The 17,026-nt window shown below is 73.7% G+C and carries 9 protein-coding genes; 1 reads left to right on the top strand and 8 read right to left on the bottom strand.

Features of this window, described 5'->3' with window-relative positions:
- Positions 1 to 6 precede the first annotated feature (6 nt).
- The 8 genes from ACFVXG_RS01150 to ACFVXG_RS01115 form a co-directional block, all read right to left on the bottom strand.
- On the bottom strand, positions 7 to 1,248 hold the full coding sequence (locus ACFVXG_RS01150; protein ID WP_387923056.1) for a winged helix-turn-helix domain-containing protein: 1,242 nt from the start codon (positions 1,246 to 1,248) through the stop codon (positions 7 to 9).
- 55 nt (positions 1,249 to 1,303) lie between these two features.
- Positions 1,304 to 2,653 (bottom strand): acyltransferase domain-containing protein, encoded by a 1,350-nt coding sequence (locus tag ACFVXG_RS01145; RefSeq protein WP_387923054.1) that lies wholly within the window; start codon positions 2,651 to 2,653, stop codon positions 1,304 to 1,306.
- Positions 2,650 to 3,834, bottom strand: a complete 1,185-nt coding sequence (locus ACFVXG_RS01140) for a hypothetical protein (protein WP_387923052.1) — start codon at positions 3,832 to 3,834, stop codon at positions 2,650 to 2,652. Before ACFVXG_RS01140 ends, ACFVXG_RS01145 begins: the two co-directional genes overlap by 4 nt.
- Complete coding sequence (locus ACFVXG_RS01135; RefSeq protein ID WP_387923050.1) at positions 3,831 to 5,084, bottom strand: acyl-CoA dehydrogenase family protein; 1,254 nt, start codon at positions 5,082 to 5,084, stop codon at positions 3,831 to 3,833. Before ACFVXG_RS01135 ends, ACFVXG_RS01140 begins: the two co-directional genes overlap by 4 nt.
- The gene (locus tag ACFVXG_RS01130) at positions 5,069 to 5,338 is read right to left on the bottom strand and encodes a phosphopantetheine-binding protein (RefSeq protein ID WP_387923048.1); all 270 of its coding nucleotides are present in this window, start codon (positions 5,336 to 5,338) and stop codon (positions 5,069 to 5,071) included. Before ACFVXG_RS01130 ends, ACFVXG_RS01135 begins: the two co-directional genes overlap by 16 nt.
- An 11-nt stretch (positions 5,339 to 5,349) precedes the next feature.
- The gene (locus tag ACFVXG_RS01125; RefSeq protein ID WP_387923046.1) at positions 5,350 to 6,261 is read right to left on the bottom strand and encodes a 3-hydroxyacyl-CoA dehydrogenase family protein; all 912 of its coding nucleotides are present in this window, start codon (positions 6,259 to 6,261) and stop codon (positions 5,350 to 5,352) included.
- Between the two features lie 27 nt (positions 6,262 to 6,288).
- The gene (gene asnB, locus ACFVXG_RS01120) at positions 6,289 to 8,181 is read right to left on the bottom strand and encodes an asparagine synthase (glutamine-hydrolyzing) (protein WP_387923044.1); all 1,893 of its coding nucleotides are present in this window, start codon (positions 8,179 to 8,181) and stop codon (positions 6,289 to 6,291) included.
- A 79-nt stretch (positions 8,182 to 8,260) separates the two neighbouring features.
- A complete protein-coding gene (locus tag ACFVXG_RS01115; protein WP_387923042.1) occupies positions 8,261 to 15,403 on the bottom strand; it encodes an amino acid adenylation domain-containing protein in 7,143 nt (2,380 codons plus the stop codon).
- Positions 15,404 to 15,847: 444 nt separating this feature from the next.
- Between ACFVXG_RS01115 and vioD the strand changes: the two genes are divergently transcribed.
- Positions 15,848 to 16,999 (top strand): capreomycidine synthase, encoded by a 1,152-nt coding sequence (gene vioD, locus ACFVXG_RS01110; protein ID WP_387923040.1) that lies wholly within the window; start codon positions 15,848 to 15,850, stop codon positions 16,997 to 16,999.
- Positions 17,000 to 17,026: the final 27 nt, after the last annotated feature.

The raw sequence follows: 17,026 nt of genomic DNA, 5'->3' as shown, positions 1-17,026 counted from the left end.
CTCCCGTCAGCCCTCGGGGAAGAGATCGGCCCACTCGGGCGGGCAGGGGCCGGTGCGGACGGTCGCGCGGGCGCCGACGAACTCGGCGAGGGCGGCGACGGTGCCGGCCAGCCCCGCGCGCAGGGTGTCGTCGGTCGGGGTGTCCGGTTCGACGAAGAGGCCTTCGAGGTGGAGGGTCCGGGAGCGCCGGTCCAGCCGGGGGGCGATCCGGCCGACCAGCCGGTCGCCGTGCAGCAGCGGCATCACGTAGTAGCCGTACGTGCGCTTGGCACGCGGCACGTACATCTCGTTGCGGAACTCGAAGCCCCAGAGCCGTTCGGTGCGGGCCCGGTCGCAGACCAGGTTGTCGAAGGGGGAGAGCAGGGTGGTGCGGGGCTCCCACGCGCCGGACTCCAGCCGTTCCAGGAGCGGCAGCAGGCCGGCGGTGACGTACCAGTCCTCGCCGGACGGGGCGCACTCCGGCCGGACCGGCAGGATGCGGCCCTCGTCGAGCAGGCGGGTCAGGGCGGCGTCCAGACCGGGGTAGCGGTCCCGGGTGAAGTGCTGGCGGATGTCGGCCGGGCGGGCGATCCCGAGGGCGCGCACGGCGTGCTCGGCGGCCAGCGGGACCACCTCGGCGTCGGGGAGCGGAGTCGTGGCGGCGGTGTCGGGCAGGCAGCGCGGGGCGAGGTCCCACAGCCGGGTCCGGCCGCGGCGCCCGCTGACCATGATGCGGCCCTGGAGCCAGAGGTGGTCCAGCATGCGTTCGACGTTGCGCCCGGCCGTCCAGCCGCTGGACTCCCACGGGGTCTCGGCGACGTCGTCGAAACCGCCGGCCGGCAGCGGGCCGGTCTCGGTCAGGCGGTGCACCACGTGGGTCTGCAGCGCACCGTTGGCCTTGAGCCAGCCGGCCACCTTGCGGCCGTAGTTGGACGTCCCCGCCGGGTAGCGGCGCATGGTCGCGGCGTGCAGCGGATAGTCGTCCGTCAGCACGATGGAGGCGGCGTGGGCCCAGTACTCGAACAGCCACCGGGCCTCCCAGAGGAGGTGGTCGAGGTCCTCGCGGCGGTACTGGCCGAGCCGGCTCCACAGCACCAGCAGGTGGCTCTGGGCGACCGCGGTAATCGGGTCGAGCTGGAGGCAGCGAAGGGCCCGCAGCACCTGCTGGATGCCGTCGACGGTCGGCGGGGCGGGCGGGCCGGCCAGGTACTGGGCGCTGACCGCCAGCCTCCTGGCGGTGGTGGTGCTGACGGACGGTGTCGGGGGCATCGGTTCCAGCCAGGTGTCTGCGGACGGGGATGGAAGGGCAGGGGGCGGGAGCGGGTCAGGGCACTCCCGCCAGGTCCACGCCGGTGCCGGCGGCCCAGAGCCGGGCCACCGCATTGAGGAAGACCACCGCGTCCGGGCGCCGCTCCAGCGGCCCCGGCAGCGTGGGCACGGCCACACTACCGTGCTCGACCGGGCGTTCCGGGCTGCGCATCGCGAGCCGGATCAGCCCCTGGCCGGGCCCGAGTTCGACCAGGACGGGCTCCTTGAGGCGCCACAGTTCGGCCAGGTCGTCGGTGAACCGGACCGTGCCGCAGAGCTGGTCGGCCCAGTAGTCGGGGCCGGTCGCCTCCGGTCCCATCCAGGTGCCGGAGCCGTTGGAGAGGACCGGCACGCGGGGCGGGCGGAGCCGGAACCCGGCCACCAGTTCCCGCAGCCGGGAGGTGACCGGGGCCATCAGCGGGGAGTGGAAGGCGTGCCGGGCGGCCATCGGCTGGCAGGCGATCCCCCGCGCGACGAGCCGCTCGGCCACCCGGTCCAGGTCCGTCGAGTACCCGGACAGCACGGTGAGTTCGGGCCCGTTCAGGGCGGCCAGCGCGGTCCGGCCGGGGGTGAGGTGCGGGGTGACCGCCTCTGCGCCGGCCATCACCGCCAGCATCCCCCCGCCGGCCGGGAGTTCGGACACCAGTCGGGCCCGGCGGGCCACCAGGGTCGCGGCCTGGTCCAGCGGCAGGATCCCGGCGACGCAGGCCGCCACGTACTCGCCCAGGCTGTAGCCGAGCAGGGCGGTGGGCCGCACGCCGAGGGACTGGAGGGTGGCGGCCATCGCGTACTGGACGGCGAACACCGCCGGCTGCGCCACCTCGGTGTCGTCGACGGACGGCCCCGCGGCGCCGTCGGCCGGCCCGGCGGGCGCCCCCACCCGGCGGGCGGCAGCGGAGTCCGCCGCCGCCCGGGACAGGAAGGCGCCGAGGTCCCCGCCCAGTTCCCGGTCGAGTTCGCGCAGGCATGTCCGCAGGTGCGCGGCGTAGACCGGCAGTCGGCGTTGCAGGCCGGCGGTCATGCCGAGGTGGTGGTCGCCGACCCCGGCGGCCAGGTACACCACCGGGCGGTCCGGGTCGGCCCGCGCCGTGACGAGCTGCCGGGGGTCGCGCTCGCGCAGGTGGTGGGCGGCCCTGGCCGGGTCGGTGGTCACCAGGGCGCGGCGGTGTTCCAGGGCGGGCCGCCGCCGCAGTCGCCGGGACAGCGCGGTCAGGCCGTCCGCACCAGTTCCGTCCGCACCCGTTCCGTGCCCGGGCGCCAGCGCGTCGAGCTCCTCGGCGATCCGGTCGGTCTCCCGTTCGAGCTCCTCCGGCGTCGCCGCCGAGATCGTCAGCAGCCGCGGGCCGCCGCCCCGGGCGGGGGTCACGAGCCGACCGCCCGGCGGACCTGCTCGGGCCAGCCCGTCGGGTCGACGCCGTGCCGGCAGAGGAAGGCGTACGCCAGGCGTTCGAGCCCGAACCCGGCGCAGGCGGTGTGCACCGGGCCGGCGCCGTCGCCCGCGCCGATGCCGAACGCCTTGCCGAAGAAACGGTCGTGGAAGTTGAACGAGCAGACCGCCACGTCCCGTTCGCCCTCCAGCGGCAGGCGCAGCTCGTACTTCAACTCCAGGAACCGCTGGTTCCACACCTGGTCGGCGGTGTCGGTGTTGATGAAGAACGGGTCGCTCGCGACCTCGCACCGCCCGCCCAGGCCGAGTTCCGCCATCAGCCCGAAGGTCAGCTCCATCAGCCGGGCGCGCTGCGCCAGCACCGTGCGGCGCGGGCCGAGGAAGACGATCTCGCGGATGGTGAAGTCCCACAGGCGCTCCAGCGACCGCTCGTAGCGGGACTCGAAGCGGAAGGACTTGCCGCGCGAGGTCAGCACCGACGATTCGGCGGGCAGCGGTGCGTCGGCGAGCTGGGCGAAGGAGTGGTAGCACATCGTGGGCGGGAGGCAGTGGTCCACGGTGGCGGCGCCCGCGCGCAGCAGGTCCGTCAGTTCGGTGCCGGCCGAGAGGCCGTTCAGGAAGTCCTGGTAGACGTCGACGTCGGAGTGCAGCCGGGACACGAACATCATCAGCTGGGGGAAGGACGAGAAGTAGCCGCTGCGCCGCATCACGTCGGTGGCGATCAGCGTCGGGTAGCGGTACTCGGTGGCGTCGAACTCGGCGGCCACCAGGGCCCGGACGCGCTGGTCCAGGTAGTCGGTGAGGGAGAGCAGGGGTTCGCCGAAGGCGACCTGCCCGGCGCCCGCGGGGATGGCCGCGCCCGCCGCGGTGAGCTCGTCGAAGACGTCGGAGGGGGTGCCGTCGGTGTCCAGCCGCCAGACCACCTTGGGCGTGAAGGCCTCCTGCCGGGCCAGGTCGTTGGCGACCACCACGGCGAGCTTGCGGGTGAGTTCGGCCGGGTCGGCGCCGGCCGTGGCGGTCACCTCGATCCCGGTGATCCGGTCCTCGCCGACCAGCCGGAAGTCGAGGATGGACTCGGCGACGAAGAAGACGCGGCGGGCCAGTTCGCCCGCCTGGGAGCCGTCGAGGGGCGGGTCCAGCGGTAGCAGGAAGGTGGTCACGGTCGCCCTCCGTCGGTCGGGCCGGCCGTCGCGGCGGCCGCCGCGTCCGTCGGCCGGGTGGGGCGCGGGCGTCGGGCGGGGACGGTGCCGGAGAGGCTGCCGGTCAGGCCCATGAGCTCGGCGAGGACGCCGCGGTGGATGCCGTTGGCGCCGGCGTAGATCGGTCCGCCGAGGGCGTCCCGCAGTTCGCGTTCGAGCTGCCAGTCGGCCAGGTAGCCGCGGGCGCCGTGCACTTCCAGGGCGGCCATCGCCGTCCGGGCCAGGCCCTCGCTGGCGACGATCTTCGTGATGGTGGCCTCCAGCAGTGCCATCCGTCCCCGGCTCTTGAGCCAGCCCACCTTGTAGAGCATCAGCCGTGCCAGCTCCAGCCGGATCCGCATGTCCGCGATCTCGTGCGCGACGCCCTGGAAGGAGCCGATCTGCCGGCCGAACTGGCGGCGGCTGGTGACGTGGTCGACGGAGGTCTCCAGCAGCCGCTGCATCGCGCCGACGTGCCCGGCGAACATGAAGGAGCGCTCCCACTCGATGCTGGAGAGGAAGATCTGGTAGCCGGCCCCCTCGGTGCCGAGCAGGTTGGCGGCCGGGACGGAGACGCCCTCGAAGGCGACGACGCCCATCGGGGTGGAGCGCAGGCCCAGCTTGCTGAGCTGCCGGACGGTCCGCACCCCCGGCAGGTCCGCGGGCACCAGGAAGGCGGACAGCCGGTCCTCCGGCGCGCCCTCGTCGCCGGTCCGGGCGAACACCACGAACAGGTCCGCCACCGGGCCGTTGCTGATGAACCACTTCTCGCCGTCGAGGACGTACCGGTCGCCCTCGCGGCGCGCCCGGGTGGTCAGCGCCAGGACGTCCGAGCCGGCCTCGGGCTCGGACAGCGCCTGGGCGCCGATCAGGTCCCCGGAGCACATCGCCGGCAGGAAGCGCTTCTTCTGCTCCTCGCTGCCGTGTTCCAGCAGGTAGACCGCGCAGCCCCAGAGGTGGTTGTTGATGGCGAACACCAGGCCGTTGTCCCGGCAGCCGTAGCCGAGCGCCTCCAGGGCGATCATCGTGCTGAGCGGGTCCAGCCCGCTGCCGCCGTACTCGGCGGGCACCGGCCAGCCGAGCACTCCGTGGCGTGCGCAGCGCTGCCAGTCCGCGCGCGGGAAGCGTTCCTCGCGGTCGTCGCCCGCGGTGTCGCGGCCCAGCCGCTCGCGGGCGAAGGCGGTGGTGGCCGACTGGAGGGCGCGCTGCCCGTCGGTCAGTTCGAAGTCCATGCCGCATCCCTGGTGCTGGTGGTCCGGGCCCGGACGAAGGCGGTGATGCCGTCCACGGTGCGCAGCTCGTCCAGCAGCAGTTCCTCGCGGCGGACGGTCAGCGCGAAGGTGCGCTCGATCCACATCACCAGCTGGACGGCGAACAGCGAGTTGACGAACCCGGCGTCGAAGAGGTCCTCGTCGTCCTCGACCGGGACCCCGTCGGTGTGCCGTAGGACGAACTGCCGGACGGTGTCCTTGGCGGTGTCGCTCATCTGCGTTCTCCTCACGCGTCGGTCGGTCGGGTGGCGGCGGTCGCCGCGGAGTCGGTGGGCGCGGGCCCGCCGGGCACCTCGTAGCTGTGGAAGCCCTGGCCGGTCTTGCGGCCGTGCAGGCCCGCGTCGACCATCCGGCGCAGCAGCGGGCAGGGCCGGTACTTGGGGTCGTTGAAGTTCTCGTACAGCACGTCGAGGGAGAGCAGGACGGTGTCCAGCCCGATCAGGTCCGCGGTCGCCAGCGGACCCATGGGGTGGCCGAAGCACTCCTTGAACAGGCGGTCGATCTCGGTCACCGAGGCGACGTTCTCGTGCAGCAGGAAGATCGCCTCGTTGAGGGTGAGCATCGCCACCCGGTTGGTGACGAAGCCGGGGGAGTCGGCGACCACGATGTGCTTGCGGCGCACGCCGCGGAGCAGTTCCGCGGTGCGCTCCAGGGTGGCGTCGGTGGTGTGGTGGGCCCGGATCACCTCGACGGTCGGCTTGAGGTGGGCCGGGTTCATGAAGTGGGTGCCGACCACCTGGCCGGCCCGGCCGGTCACCGAGGCGACCCGGGTGATCGGGATCGCCGAGGTGTTGACGCCGAACAGCGCCTCCGGGCGGCAGATCCGGTCCAGCTCCCGGTAGAGCTCGCGCTTGGCGTCCCAGCGCTCGACGATGTTCTCGACCACGAAGTCCGCCTCGGCGAGGTCCTTCGGCTCGGTGCTGAACGTGATGCGTTCCAGCACCGCCTCCGGGTCCGCCGGGACGTCGTGCGGGCGCACCAGCGGCGCCAGCCGGAGATCCTCGACGATGGCCGTGCGCGAGCGGTCGAGCGCGTGCCGGTCGATGTCCACCAGGACGACCTGGTGGCCGCCCTCGGCGAACAGTTGGGAGACACCGGTGCCCATCGTGCCGGCGCCGACCACTCCGATCCGATCCATCTGCGTGCTCCCTCGGGACGTAGGACTCTAGGACAGTGCGGGCAGGTCGAAGGTTTCGAGGAAGATGCCGTGCGTGACGACCACCATCAGCAGGTCGTCCTCGAAGAGCGTGTTCAGGCCGACCTCGCGGCCGGCGTAGCGGGCGCGCAGTTCCCGGACGGCCGCGGGGTCGAAGTAGCCCTCGCGCCGGATCCGCGCGGGTGCCAGGTAGTCGTCGATCCAGGACCGGTCGGCGCGGAGCAGGTCGGCACTGGGGTTGGCGTGGAAGGCGAACTTCTCCCGGTTGACGATCTCCGAGGGCACGTACCGCTCGGCGATCCGTTTGAGCGGGTACTTCTCCTGGAAGCCGTGCAGCACGAGGTCCGGGTGCAGGGCGCGGGCGCAGTCGATGACGTCGCGGTCCAGGAACGGGTAGCGCGCCTCGACCGAGTTCGCCATGGCGACCCGGTCGCCGTGGTCGCCCAGCAGGTGGTCGGCGAGCCGGAGCTTGAAGTCCAGGTAGGACCGCTGGTGCAGGACGTGCCGCCCCCGGAGCTGGTCGAGGTCGACCAGCGGCCGGGCCAGGCAGTCGAAGTCGGGCAGCCGGGAGCGCAGCTCCGGCGAGTACAACTCCGCCCGTGCCGCCGCGAGTTCGCCGAGCCGTTGGCCGTAGGAGAGCAGTGGGTTGCCCCACAGCCGCTGGTTCAGCCGCTGTTCGGCGGTGAGCGGTTGCCGTCCGGCGGCGGTCCGGCGCCGGGAGCGGGTCGCCCGGGCGGCGGTCTGCTTGTCGAACTTGTACCCGACGTATCCGGCGAACAGTTCGTCCGCGCCCTCGCCGCTGAGCACCACCTTGGCGCCGCGGGCCCGGACGGCCGCGGAGAGCCGGACCGAGGCGACGTTGTAGCTCTCCTTGAGCGGGCACTCGCTGTGCCGGACCACCTCGCGCAACTGGTCGAGCAGGTGGTCGGGGGTGACCGGCACCTCGTGGTGCTCGGAGTCGAGGCTGCGGGCCACCATCCGCTGGTACGGCTGCTCGGACATCCGGGCGTCGGGGAAGGTGACGGAGAAGGTGCGCAGCCGCTCGGCGGCGGACTTCGCGGCGATCCCCGCCACCAGCGAGGAATCGAGTCCGCCGCTGAGGTAGTAGGCGTGCGGGACGTCCGCCCGCATCCGCAGCTCCACCGACCGCCGGAGGGCCTGCTCCAGCCGGCCGAACCGTTCCTCGTCCCCGGCCGCGGCGGCCGGGGAGAGCTCGGCGGCCTGCGGGTAGTCGAGGTCCCAGTAGCGGCGGACGTCGATCCGGCCGTCCTCGACCACCAGCAGGTGCCCCGGGGGCAGGGTGGCGATCCCGGCGAACATGGTGCGCGGGCTGACCAGGCCGGGCAGCAGCATGACCTGGTCGAGGCCGCCCGGGTCGACCTCCCGGCGGACCAGCGGGTGGGCCAGCAGGGCCTTGACCTCCGAGCCGAAGACCAGGGTGCCGCCGGTCACCGCGTAGTGCAGCGGGGTGATGCCGACGTGGTCGCGGGCCAGCACCAGGCGCCGCCGGGCCCGGTCGTAGAGCGCGAAGCTGAACTGGCCGTTGAGGTGCTGCACCAGGCCGGTGCCGTGCTCCTCGTACAGGTGGACCAGCACCTCCACGTCGCCGCCGGTCCGGAAGGCGTGTCCGGCGGCCTTCAACCGGGCGCGCAGCTCGGCGTGGTTGAACACCTCGCCGTTGCAGCAGACCGTGACGTCGCCGTCCGGGGTGGCGATCGGCTGGTCACCGGTGGCCGGGTCGACGATGCTCAGCCGGCGGGTCGCCATGCCGACGTGGTCGGCCAGGAAGTAGCCGTCGGAGTCGGGGCCGCGGTGGACCAGGGTGCCGGCCATCCGTTCCAGGACGGCCCGGTCGGCGGGTCGGCCGCCGTTCAGGTGCGCGTATCCGACGATGCCGCACATGTGTCACGCTCCACGGGTTCGGGGGCCCGGGCGCGCCGGTGGCAACACCGGCGCGCCCCTGGCGGGACGGCGGGCGGGGTCAGTCCTCCAGCTCCGCGAGGATGGCCGCGAGTTCGGGTCCGTCGACGCCGGCCGCCTGCTCCTCCAGGACGAGCACCGCCAGCGTCGCGACGGTCGGCGCCTCGAACAGCCGGCGCAGCGGGAGCTGGACGCCGAACTCGCGCCGCAGCCTGGCCAGCACCTGGTTGGCGAGCAGGGAGTGGCCGCCGAGGTCGAAGAAGTCGTCGTTCACCCCGACCCGTTCGACCGGGAGGTACTCGGCCCAGACGTCGGTGAGCCGCTGCTCCAGCGGGGTGCGCGGGGCGACGTACTCGGTCTCCCAGTCGCCGTCCTCGTCGTCCTCGTCGTCCTCGAAGCCGAGGTCCAGGTCCAGGTCCAGGTCGAGACCGGGACCGGTGAGGGCCTCGGGGGCCGGAAGGCCCGGGACGGCGCTGACGGCGTCGCCGGTGTCGTCGGTGTCGTCGGTGTCGGCGCGGTCGGCGGGGTCGACCAGCAGGGCGCCGGCCAGTGCGGCGGACAGCGGGCGGTCCGGGTCGGTGACCGCCAGTTCCAGGACGGCGCGCAGGTGCCGGTGCAGCCGCTGGACGGTCCGCAGGTCGAAGACGTCGGAGTTGTACTCCGTCATCACCGTGATCCGGCTGTCCTCCTCGGCGGAGACCTCGCCCGGACGCTGCTCGGCGTGCGGGCGCACCACGATGTTGAAGTCGAACTTGGCGGTGCGGTTGTGGGCGTCCACGACCTCGAAGGTCAGGCCGGGGACCTCCAGGGCGGGCATCGGGGTGTCCAGGAAGCTGAACATCACCTGGCAGAGCGGCATCCGGGAGAGGCTGCGCTCGGGCTTGAGGTGCTCGACCAGCTTCTCGAACGGCATGTCCTGGTGGGCGTACATCCGCAGGCTCCGCTCGCGGACCCGCTCCAGCAGTTCGGCGAACGTGGGGTCGTCGGTGGTGTCGACCCGCAGCAGCAGGGTGTTGATCATCATGCCGAGGAGGTTCTCGGTCTCCGGCCGCGTCCGGTTGGCCATGCCGACCCCGACCAGGAGGTCGGGCTGGCCGCTGTAGTGGCTCATCAGCGCGGAGAACGCGGTGGCCATCATCATGAACAGCGTCGCCCGCCGTTCCTGTCCCACCCGGCGCAGGGCGAGCGCGAGTTCGCCGTCGATGACGAGGTTCTCCAGCCGCCCCGAGAAGGTGAGGGCGGCTTCGTGCGGCCGGTCGGTGGGCAGTTCGAGGACCTGGGGCGCGCCGTCGAGCTCCGTCGTCCAGAAGTCCAGCAGCCGGTCCAGTTCCGCGCCGCTCACCACCTCGCGCTGCCAGGCCGCGAAGTCGGCGAACTGCACCGGGAGTTCCGGCAGCCGGGCGGCGCGGCCACTGGTGCGGACCTCGTACAGCTCCAGGAAGTCGCGCAGGAAGACGCCCTGGGCCCAGCCGTCGTGGATGAGGTGGTGCTCGATGACGACCAGGACGTGGTCGGCGGGGCCGAGCCGGACCAGGGTGACCCGGATGGTCGGGCCGTGTTCGATGTCGAAGGGTTCCCGTCCGGCGGCCAGGATCAGTTCCCGGACCCGCTCCTCCTGCTCGGCCTCGGGCAGGCCTTCGAGGTCCACGCCGCCGAGCGGGATGCCGCGCGGCTCGTGCACCACCTGCATCGGGGTGCCGTCGATGTCGGGGTAGGCGGTGTGCAGGATCTCGTGCCGCTGCTCCAGGTCGGCCAGCACCTGCTCGACCACGTCCCGGTCGAACTCCCCGCGGATGCGCAGCGCCCGGGGCACGTTGTAGACGGTGGACTCCGGTGCCAGCCGCTGCAGCAGCCAGATCCGCTCCTGGACGAAGGACAGCGGCAGCGGGCGGTCGCGCGACACCCGGGGGATGGGCAGTTGTGCGGGCCGGCGGGTGTCGAGCGGACCGGTGGGGATCTGCTCCGCGAGTTCCGCCACCGTGGGGTGCTCGAAGAAGGCCCGGAGCGGGAGGTCCGTGCCGAAGTGGTCCCGGACCCGGGCGATCACCTTGGTGGCCAGCAGGGAGTGGCCGCCGTGGGTGAAGAAGTCGTCGTGGACGCCGATCGCGGTGAGCCCGAGGACCTCGGCGACGATCCCGGCCAGGGCCTGCTCGGTGGGCGTGCGTGGTGCGGTCCCCTCGCCGGTGCGGGTCTGCGGCGGGGGCAGCTGGCCCCGGTCGACCTTGCCGCTCGCGGACCGCGGGAAGGAGGGCAGCACCGTGACCGCGGCCGGTACCAGGTAGCCGGGGAGCCGGTCGCGCAGCGCCGCGCGCAGCCGGTCGGGGTCGGGGGCGGCGCCGGCGACGCCGGTCAGGTAGGCGATCAGCCGGTTGCCGTCGGGGTGGGGCAGGACCAGGGCCTCGGCGACGGCCGGGTCCGCAGCGAGCAGCAGGGCCTCGATCTCGGCGGGCTCCACCCGGTAGCCGTTGAGCTTGAGCTGCCGGTCGGCGCGGCCGACGAAGGTCAGGGTGCCGTCCGGCGCCCAGGAGGCGAGGTCCCCGGTGCGGTACATCCGCGCGCCCCGGTCGTCCTCGGTGAAGGGGTCGGGCCGGAAGCGCTCCTCGGTGAGCTCGGGGTGGCCGAGGTAGCCGCGGGCGACGCCCGGGCCCGCGACGTACAGCTCGCCGACGGCGCCGGCGGGCACCGGGCGCCCGGCCGGGTCGAGCACGTAGGCGCGGACGTTGGCCACCGGGCGGCCGATCGGGACGTCGCCCTCGCCGGCCGGCCGGATGAGGTCCTGGACGGTCGCCACGATGGTGGTCTCGGTCGGGCCGTAGCTGTTGACCGTGCGGACGCCGGCCGGTACGTGCCGCAGCCAGGCGTCCACCCGTTCGGGGCGGGCCCGCTCGCCGCCGATGATCACCAGCCGCAGGTCCCCGCCCGGGGCGGCGGCACCGCCCGCGACGCCGTCGGCGAGCTCGTGCCAGTAGGCGGTGGGCAGGTCCAGCACGCTCACCCGCCAGCGGTCGCACTGGCGCAGGAAGGCGTCGGGGGAGCTGAGCATCCAGTCGTTGCGCAGCACCAGGGTGGCGCCCGCGGCCAGGGTCGGGAAGATCTCCTCGGCGCTGGTGTCGAAGGCCAGCGAGGCGAACTGCAGGACCCGGTCGCCCGGTCGCAGGCCGAAGTGCTCGACGGCGAAGCGGGTGTAGTTGGTGAGGCCGCGGTGTTCGATCTGGACGGCCTTCGGGGCGCCGGTGGAACCGGAGGTGTGGATCAGGTAGGCGAGGTCGTCCGGTCCGGCGGCCGGGTGGGGGCCGGCGGGGTCGGCCGGGTCGAGCGGCGGCTGTTCGCCGTCGACCAGTACGGCGTCCACTCCCTGGGGCAGCCGGGGCGCCAGCCGGTGCTGGCTCAGGACGACGCGCACGCCCGCCCCGGTGAGCACCTCGGCGACCCGCTCGCGCGGGTTGGCGGCGTCGACCGGCACGTAGGCGGCGCCGGCCTTGAGGACCCCGAGGACGGCGGCGATCTGGGCGGGGGAGCGGTCGAGGAGGATCCCGACCAGGCTCCGCCCGTCGACGCCGCGGGCGCGCAGCTGCCGGGCGACGGTGTCGGCCCGGGCGTTCAGCTGGGCGTAGCTGACCTCGCCCTCGTCGCCCAGGACCGCGAGCGCGTCCGGCCGCAGCTCGACCTGCCGTTCGAACAGCTGGACGGCGTTGGTGCCCAGGTCGTAGTCGCGGCGGGTGCCGTGGCCGGCCAGCAGCGCCCGCTCGCCCGGCTCGTCCAGCAACCGCAGCCCGCCGACGGACAGCGCGGGGTCCGCCGCGATCTGGCCGAGCAGCCGCTCCAGCTGCTCCAGCAGGGCGGTGGCGGTGCCGGCGCCGAGGACCTCGGTGCGGTGGCGGAGCTGGGTCAGCAGCTCGTCGCCGGCCTCGACCACGGTCAGTTCCAGGTCGACCGGGGTCCGGGTGCGGTCCAGCGGGACGGCCTCCGCGGTGAGCGGCCCGAAGGCGCGCCGGATCCCGGTGTGGCCGGCCATCAGGACGGCGAGTTCGCCGCGGCCGCGCAGCGGGGGCCGGTTGAAGACGAACATGGCCCGGAACGGGTCGCGCTGCCGCTGGTCCTCCGCCAGCAGGTGCAGCGGGTGCTCCTGGTGCTCCAGGGCGTTGAGGACCCGGGTGCGGGTGGCGGCGACGAACTCCCGTACCGAGGTGTCCGCCGCGAGGCGGCTGCGGATCACCACGGGGTTGGTGCAGTAGCCGACCACGTGCTCGAAGTCCTGGTGGGCGCGGCCCGCGGTCGGCATGCCGACGAGTAGGTCGTCCTGGCCGGTGTAGCGGTGCAGCAGGGCCTGGTAGGCGGAGAGCAGCAGCATCGAGACGGTGACGCCCTCGGCCCCCGCCCGGGCGCGCAGCCGGGCCGTCAGCTCCGGGGCCAGCCGGGCCCGGACGGTGCCCGGTCCGGGCCGCTCGGCGTCGGCGGGCCGGTGGTGGCGGGGCAGCCGCAGCCGCGGGGAGGCATCGGCGAGTTCCTCGGCCCAGTAGCGGCGGGAGCGTTCGCCGGCGGCGCCCTCGACGGTGCGGTGCTGGCGGGCGACGAAGTCCCGGTAGGTGGCGGGCAGCGGTTCGAGGGCCGCGGCCGGGCCGCCGGTGTGCTCGGTGTAGAGCGCCTCCAGGTCGGCGACGAGCTTGGACATCGACCAGAAGTCGGTGGTGATGTGGTGGGTCGCCAGGAGCAGCACGGTCTCCTGCGGGGCGAGCCGGAAGAGGTCGATGCGCAGCAGCGGACCGTGGGCGAGGTCGAAGGGCTCGTCGGCGGCGCGGTCCAGGAGCGCGGTGAGGTCGGCTTCGGAGCGGCCGGCGGCGTCGTGGACCCGCAGCTCGGTGCGGTCGGCCGGGCCGGTGCGCTGGACCGGCTGGCCGTCGGGGGCGGGAAAGGTGGTCCGCAGCGCGTCGTGTCGGGCCACCAGGGCGTCCAGGGCGCGGCGGAAGGCGTCGGGGTCGAAGGGGCCGTGCAGGCGCAGGGCCGCCGTGATGTGGTGGGCGGTGCTGTCGGGTTCCAGCTGCTGGAGGAACCAGAGGGCGCGCTGCCCGTACGAGAGCGGTCCGTCGACGGGTTCGGCGCCGGCGTCCCCGGCCTCGCCGGCGAGCAGGGAGCCGAGCAGGGCGGCGAGTTGGGTCAGGCTGCCCGCGTCGGCGAGCTGCGGCACGGTGACCGGAACGCCCAGCCGCTGCCCGATCGCCTGCTGGATGTCGACCACGGCCAGCGAGTCGACGCCCAGGCTCAGCAGTGGGGCGGAGGTGTCCACGGCGGCGGGCGCGAGCCCGCAGGCGGTGGCGACCTCCTGCCGCAGGAAGTCCTCCAGGGCGCGCCGGCGCACCTGCGGCGCGGCGGCGCGCAGCGCGTCGGGGTCGACCCGGTCGGCGACCGCCGGGCCGGCGGCGTCGAGCTCGCTCCGGCCCACCTCGGGGAGGGTGCCGGCGGCGAACTGGGCGGCGCAGGCGGCGCGCTGAATCTTGCCGCTGGACGTCTTGGGCAGTCCGCCCGGCGGCACCAGCACCACGGTGTGCACGGTGACCGAGTGGTCCCGGGCGACCGCGGCGCGGACGGCGGCGCCGATCCGCGCGGCGTCCGCCGCCCCCGGGTCGCGGACCTCGTGGGCGAGCACCAGCCGGGGGTCCGCCCCGTCGGGGTGCCGGACGGTGAAGGCCGCTCCGCAGCCGGGGCGCAGGTGCGGGCAGCCGTCCTCCGCGGTGAGTTCGAGGTCGTGCGGGTAGTGGTTCTGCCCTCGTACGATGATGACGTCCTTGATCCGTCCGGTGACGTACAACTCGCCCTCGTGCAGGAAGCCGAGGTCGCCGGTGCGCAGGTAGTCGGTGTCCTCGCCGGGCAGGCGCCGGCCGAAGACCTCGCCGGCGCGGTCCGGGTCGCCCCAGTAGCCGCCCGCCAGGCTGGGTCCGCTGAGCCAGAGTTCGCCGATGCCGCCGGGGCCGACCGGGAGGGCGGTGTCCGGGTCGACCACGGCGACCCGGTGGCCGGGGGCGACCCGCCCGCAGGACACCAGCTCCACCGGATCGTCGTTCGGTCCGGCGGTCGGTCCACCGCTCGCCGGCCCGTCCGGACGGGCGAGGGCGGTGCCCGCGCGCAGCGCCGTCCGGTCGAAGAACCGGCCGGTCGTACCGGACCAGGGGACGCCGCCGGTGACCATCAGGGTCGCCTCGGCCAGCCCGTAACAGGGGTGGAAGGCCTCCGGCCGGAAGCCCGCGACCGCGAAGGCGTCGGCGAACCGGCGCAGGGTCTCGGCCCGGATGGGTTCGGCGCCGTTGAAGGCGACCCGCCACCGGCTCAGGTCGAGTGCGGCGCGCTGCTCCGGGGTGGTCTTGCGCACGCACAGCTCGTAGGCGAAGTTGGGCCCGCCGCTGACCGTGCCGCCGGTGCGCGACAGCGCCTCCAGCCAGGTCAACGGGCGCTTGAGGAAGGCGACCGGGGACATCAGGGTGACCGGGAAGCCGGTGTACAGCGGCTGGAGGATGCCGCCGATGAGCCCCATGTCGTGGTACGGCGGCAGCCAGATGACGCCGCGGCTGTCGGCGTCCACGCCGAAGTCCGCGCGGATCACGGCCGAGTTCCGCAGCAGGTTCCCGTGGGTGAGCACCACTCCGCGCGGGTCGGCGGTGGAGCCGGAGGTGTACTGCAGCATGGCGGTGGTGTCCGCCGTGACCTCCGGGTCGCGCCAGGCGTCGGCCCCCTCGGGGGCCAGCGCGTCGGTGGCGACGACCGTCAGCCCGGACAGCCGCGGTACCGAGGACAGCAGCGCCGGCACGGCGTCGGCGAGGGCGGCGACGGTGAGCACGGCGACGGGCCGGGCGTCCTCCAACACCGCGAGCAGCCGGGGCAGGCTGCGCTCCAGCCGGGTCGGGTCCGGCGGGTAGGCGGGGACGGCGACGGTGCCGGCGTACAGGCAACCGAAGTAGGCGGCGAGGTAGTCCAGACCCGGCGGGTACAGCAGGATCGCCCGCTGCCCCTCGGCGTCCAGTCGCTGCAGCGCGTGCCCGATCGTCCGCGCCGCACGGTCGAGCGCGGCGTGGTCGAGGCTCCGCTGCTCGACGCCGTCGTCCGTGAGGAAGGTGTAGGCCACCCGGTCGGGGTGTTCCCGGGCGCGGCCGCGGAGCACCGAGACGAGGGACGGGTGGTCGGCGTCGGGTGCCGGAAGGCGGACGGGTTTCACTGACAGTTCCTCCCTGCCGAGGGGGGCCGGTGGCGCAGCGATGAACCGAGACGCCCGGGGGGACCGTTACGAGAGATGTCGCACCGGTTCGCCGGGAGCGCTGCTCGATGGGTGACGGTTTTTGCCGGCGAATGTCCGGCAGGGCGTGAGGACGGAGGGGTGAACAATGGCCGGAACATCGCCGACGAAGGTTATCCACCGTCAAATCCGTGGACTGGCACGAGCGTTCCTCGACCGTTCCGAGGGGGGCCGCCGGTGCCATTGAAGCAGAGGTGCCGCCGAGGCGGAAGATCCTCGGACTATTGCATGACCTCGAACAACATGGTTAGCCTGGCCGCTCAATCACCCACCTGACTCACGGGGACGAATCTGTCCTCGCTTCAGGGGGGGGCTATTTCCGTGCGTGTTACCAACAATCCTGTTGTTCGACAGGGGGGAGTGGACATGCAAGTGGATGAAGCACTGCTCGAAGAATGGATGCGCCGCTACTACTTCGCGACCGAGTTCGACCTCGGCAGCAGCGGCGTCCATCCCTACACCTTCGCCGAGGTCCGGGCACTGACCGGCCTGACCCACGACGACATGGACGGGGTCGGCTTCGAGGACAGCTGGACCTTCGGCGGCCCCGACGTGCGCCGCGCCGTGGCCGACCGGTTCGCCGGCGGCGCGGTCGACCGGGTGATGGTCACCCACGGCTCCAGCGAGGCGATCTTCCTGTCGATGTGCGCGCTGCTGCGCGCCGGCGACGAGGTGGTCGTGCTCGACCCCGCCTACCAGCAGCTGCACGGCGTCGCCACCGCCCTCGGCTGCACCCTGAGGCGCTGGCACCTGCGCTTCGACCGGGGTTTCCGGCCCGACCTGGACGAACTGCGCGCACTGGTCACCGGGCGCACCCGGATGATCGTGGTCAACTTCCCGTGCAATCCCACCGGTTCCACCCTCGCCCCGCAGGAACAGCGCGAACTGGTCGACATCGCGGCCCGCTCCGGCTGCTACCTGGTCTGGGACGGAGCCTTCACCGAACTCACCTACGACGCGGGCCCGTTGCCCGACCCGGGTGGCTGGTACGAGCGGACCGTCAGCTTCGGGACGCTGTCCAAGGCCTACGGCCTGCCCGGCCTGCGGGTCGGCTGGTGCCTGGCCGCGCCGGAGGTCCTCGACCGCTGCGCCCGGGTGCGCGACTACGTCTCGCTGCACCTGTCGCCGATGGTCGAGCTGGTCGCCGAACGGGTCGTCCGCAACGGCGACGCCCTGGTCGGACGGCGTCGCGAGCTCGCCGCGGCGAACCGCGCGGTACTCGCCGACTGGATCGCCGAGCGCCCCGGGCAGGTCGCCTGGGTGCCGCCCGCCGGCGGGGTCAGCTCCTTCGTGCACCTGCGCGAGGTGGCGGACGTCGAGGACTTCTGCCGCTGGCTGGCCCACGAGCACCGCATCCTGCTGGTCCCCGGCACGTGCTTCGGCCACCAGGGCCACGCCCGGCTGGGCTTCGGAGCACCCGCCGACGAACTGCGCCGGGGTCTGGACCTGCTCGGACGGGCCCTGGACGACTACCGCCCCGGGGACGGCAAGCGCGCCGCCGCCCTGGCCGCCGGCTGAACCCGTCGCCACCGCCGTCACCTCTCC

Origin of the sequence: Kitasatospora sp. NPDC058162, assembly GCF_042884005.1 — a bacterium.
Lineage (GTDB): Bacteria > Actinomycetota > Actinomycetes > Streptomycetales > Streptomycetaceae > Kitasatospora.
Note: the sequence above shows the minus strand (reverse complement) of the source record. Positions and strands in the feature narration are given on the sequence as shown.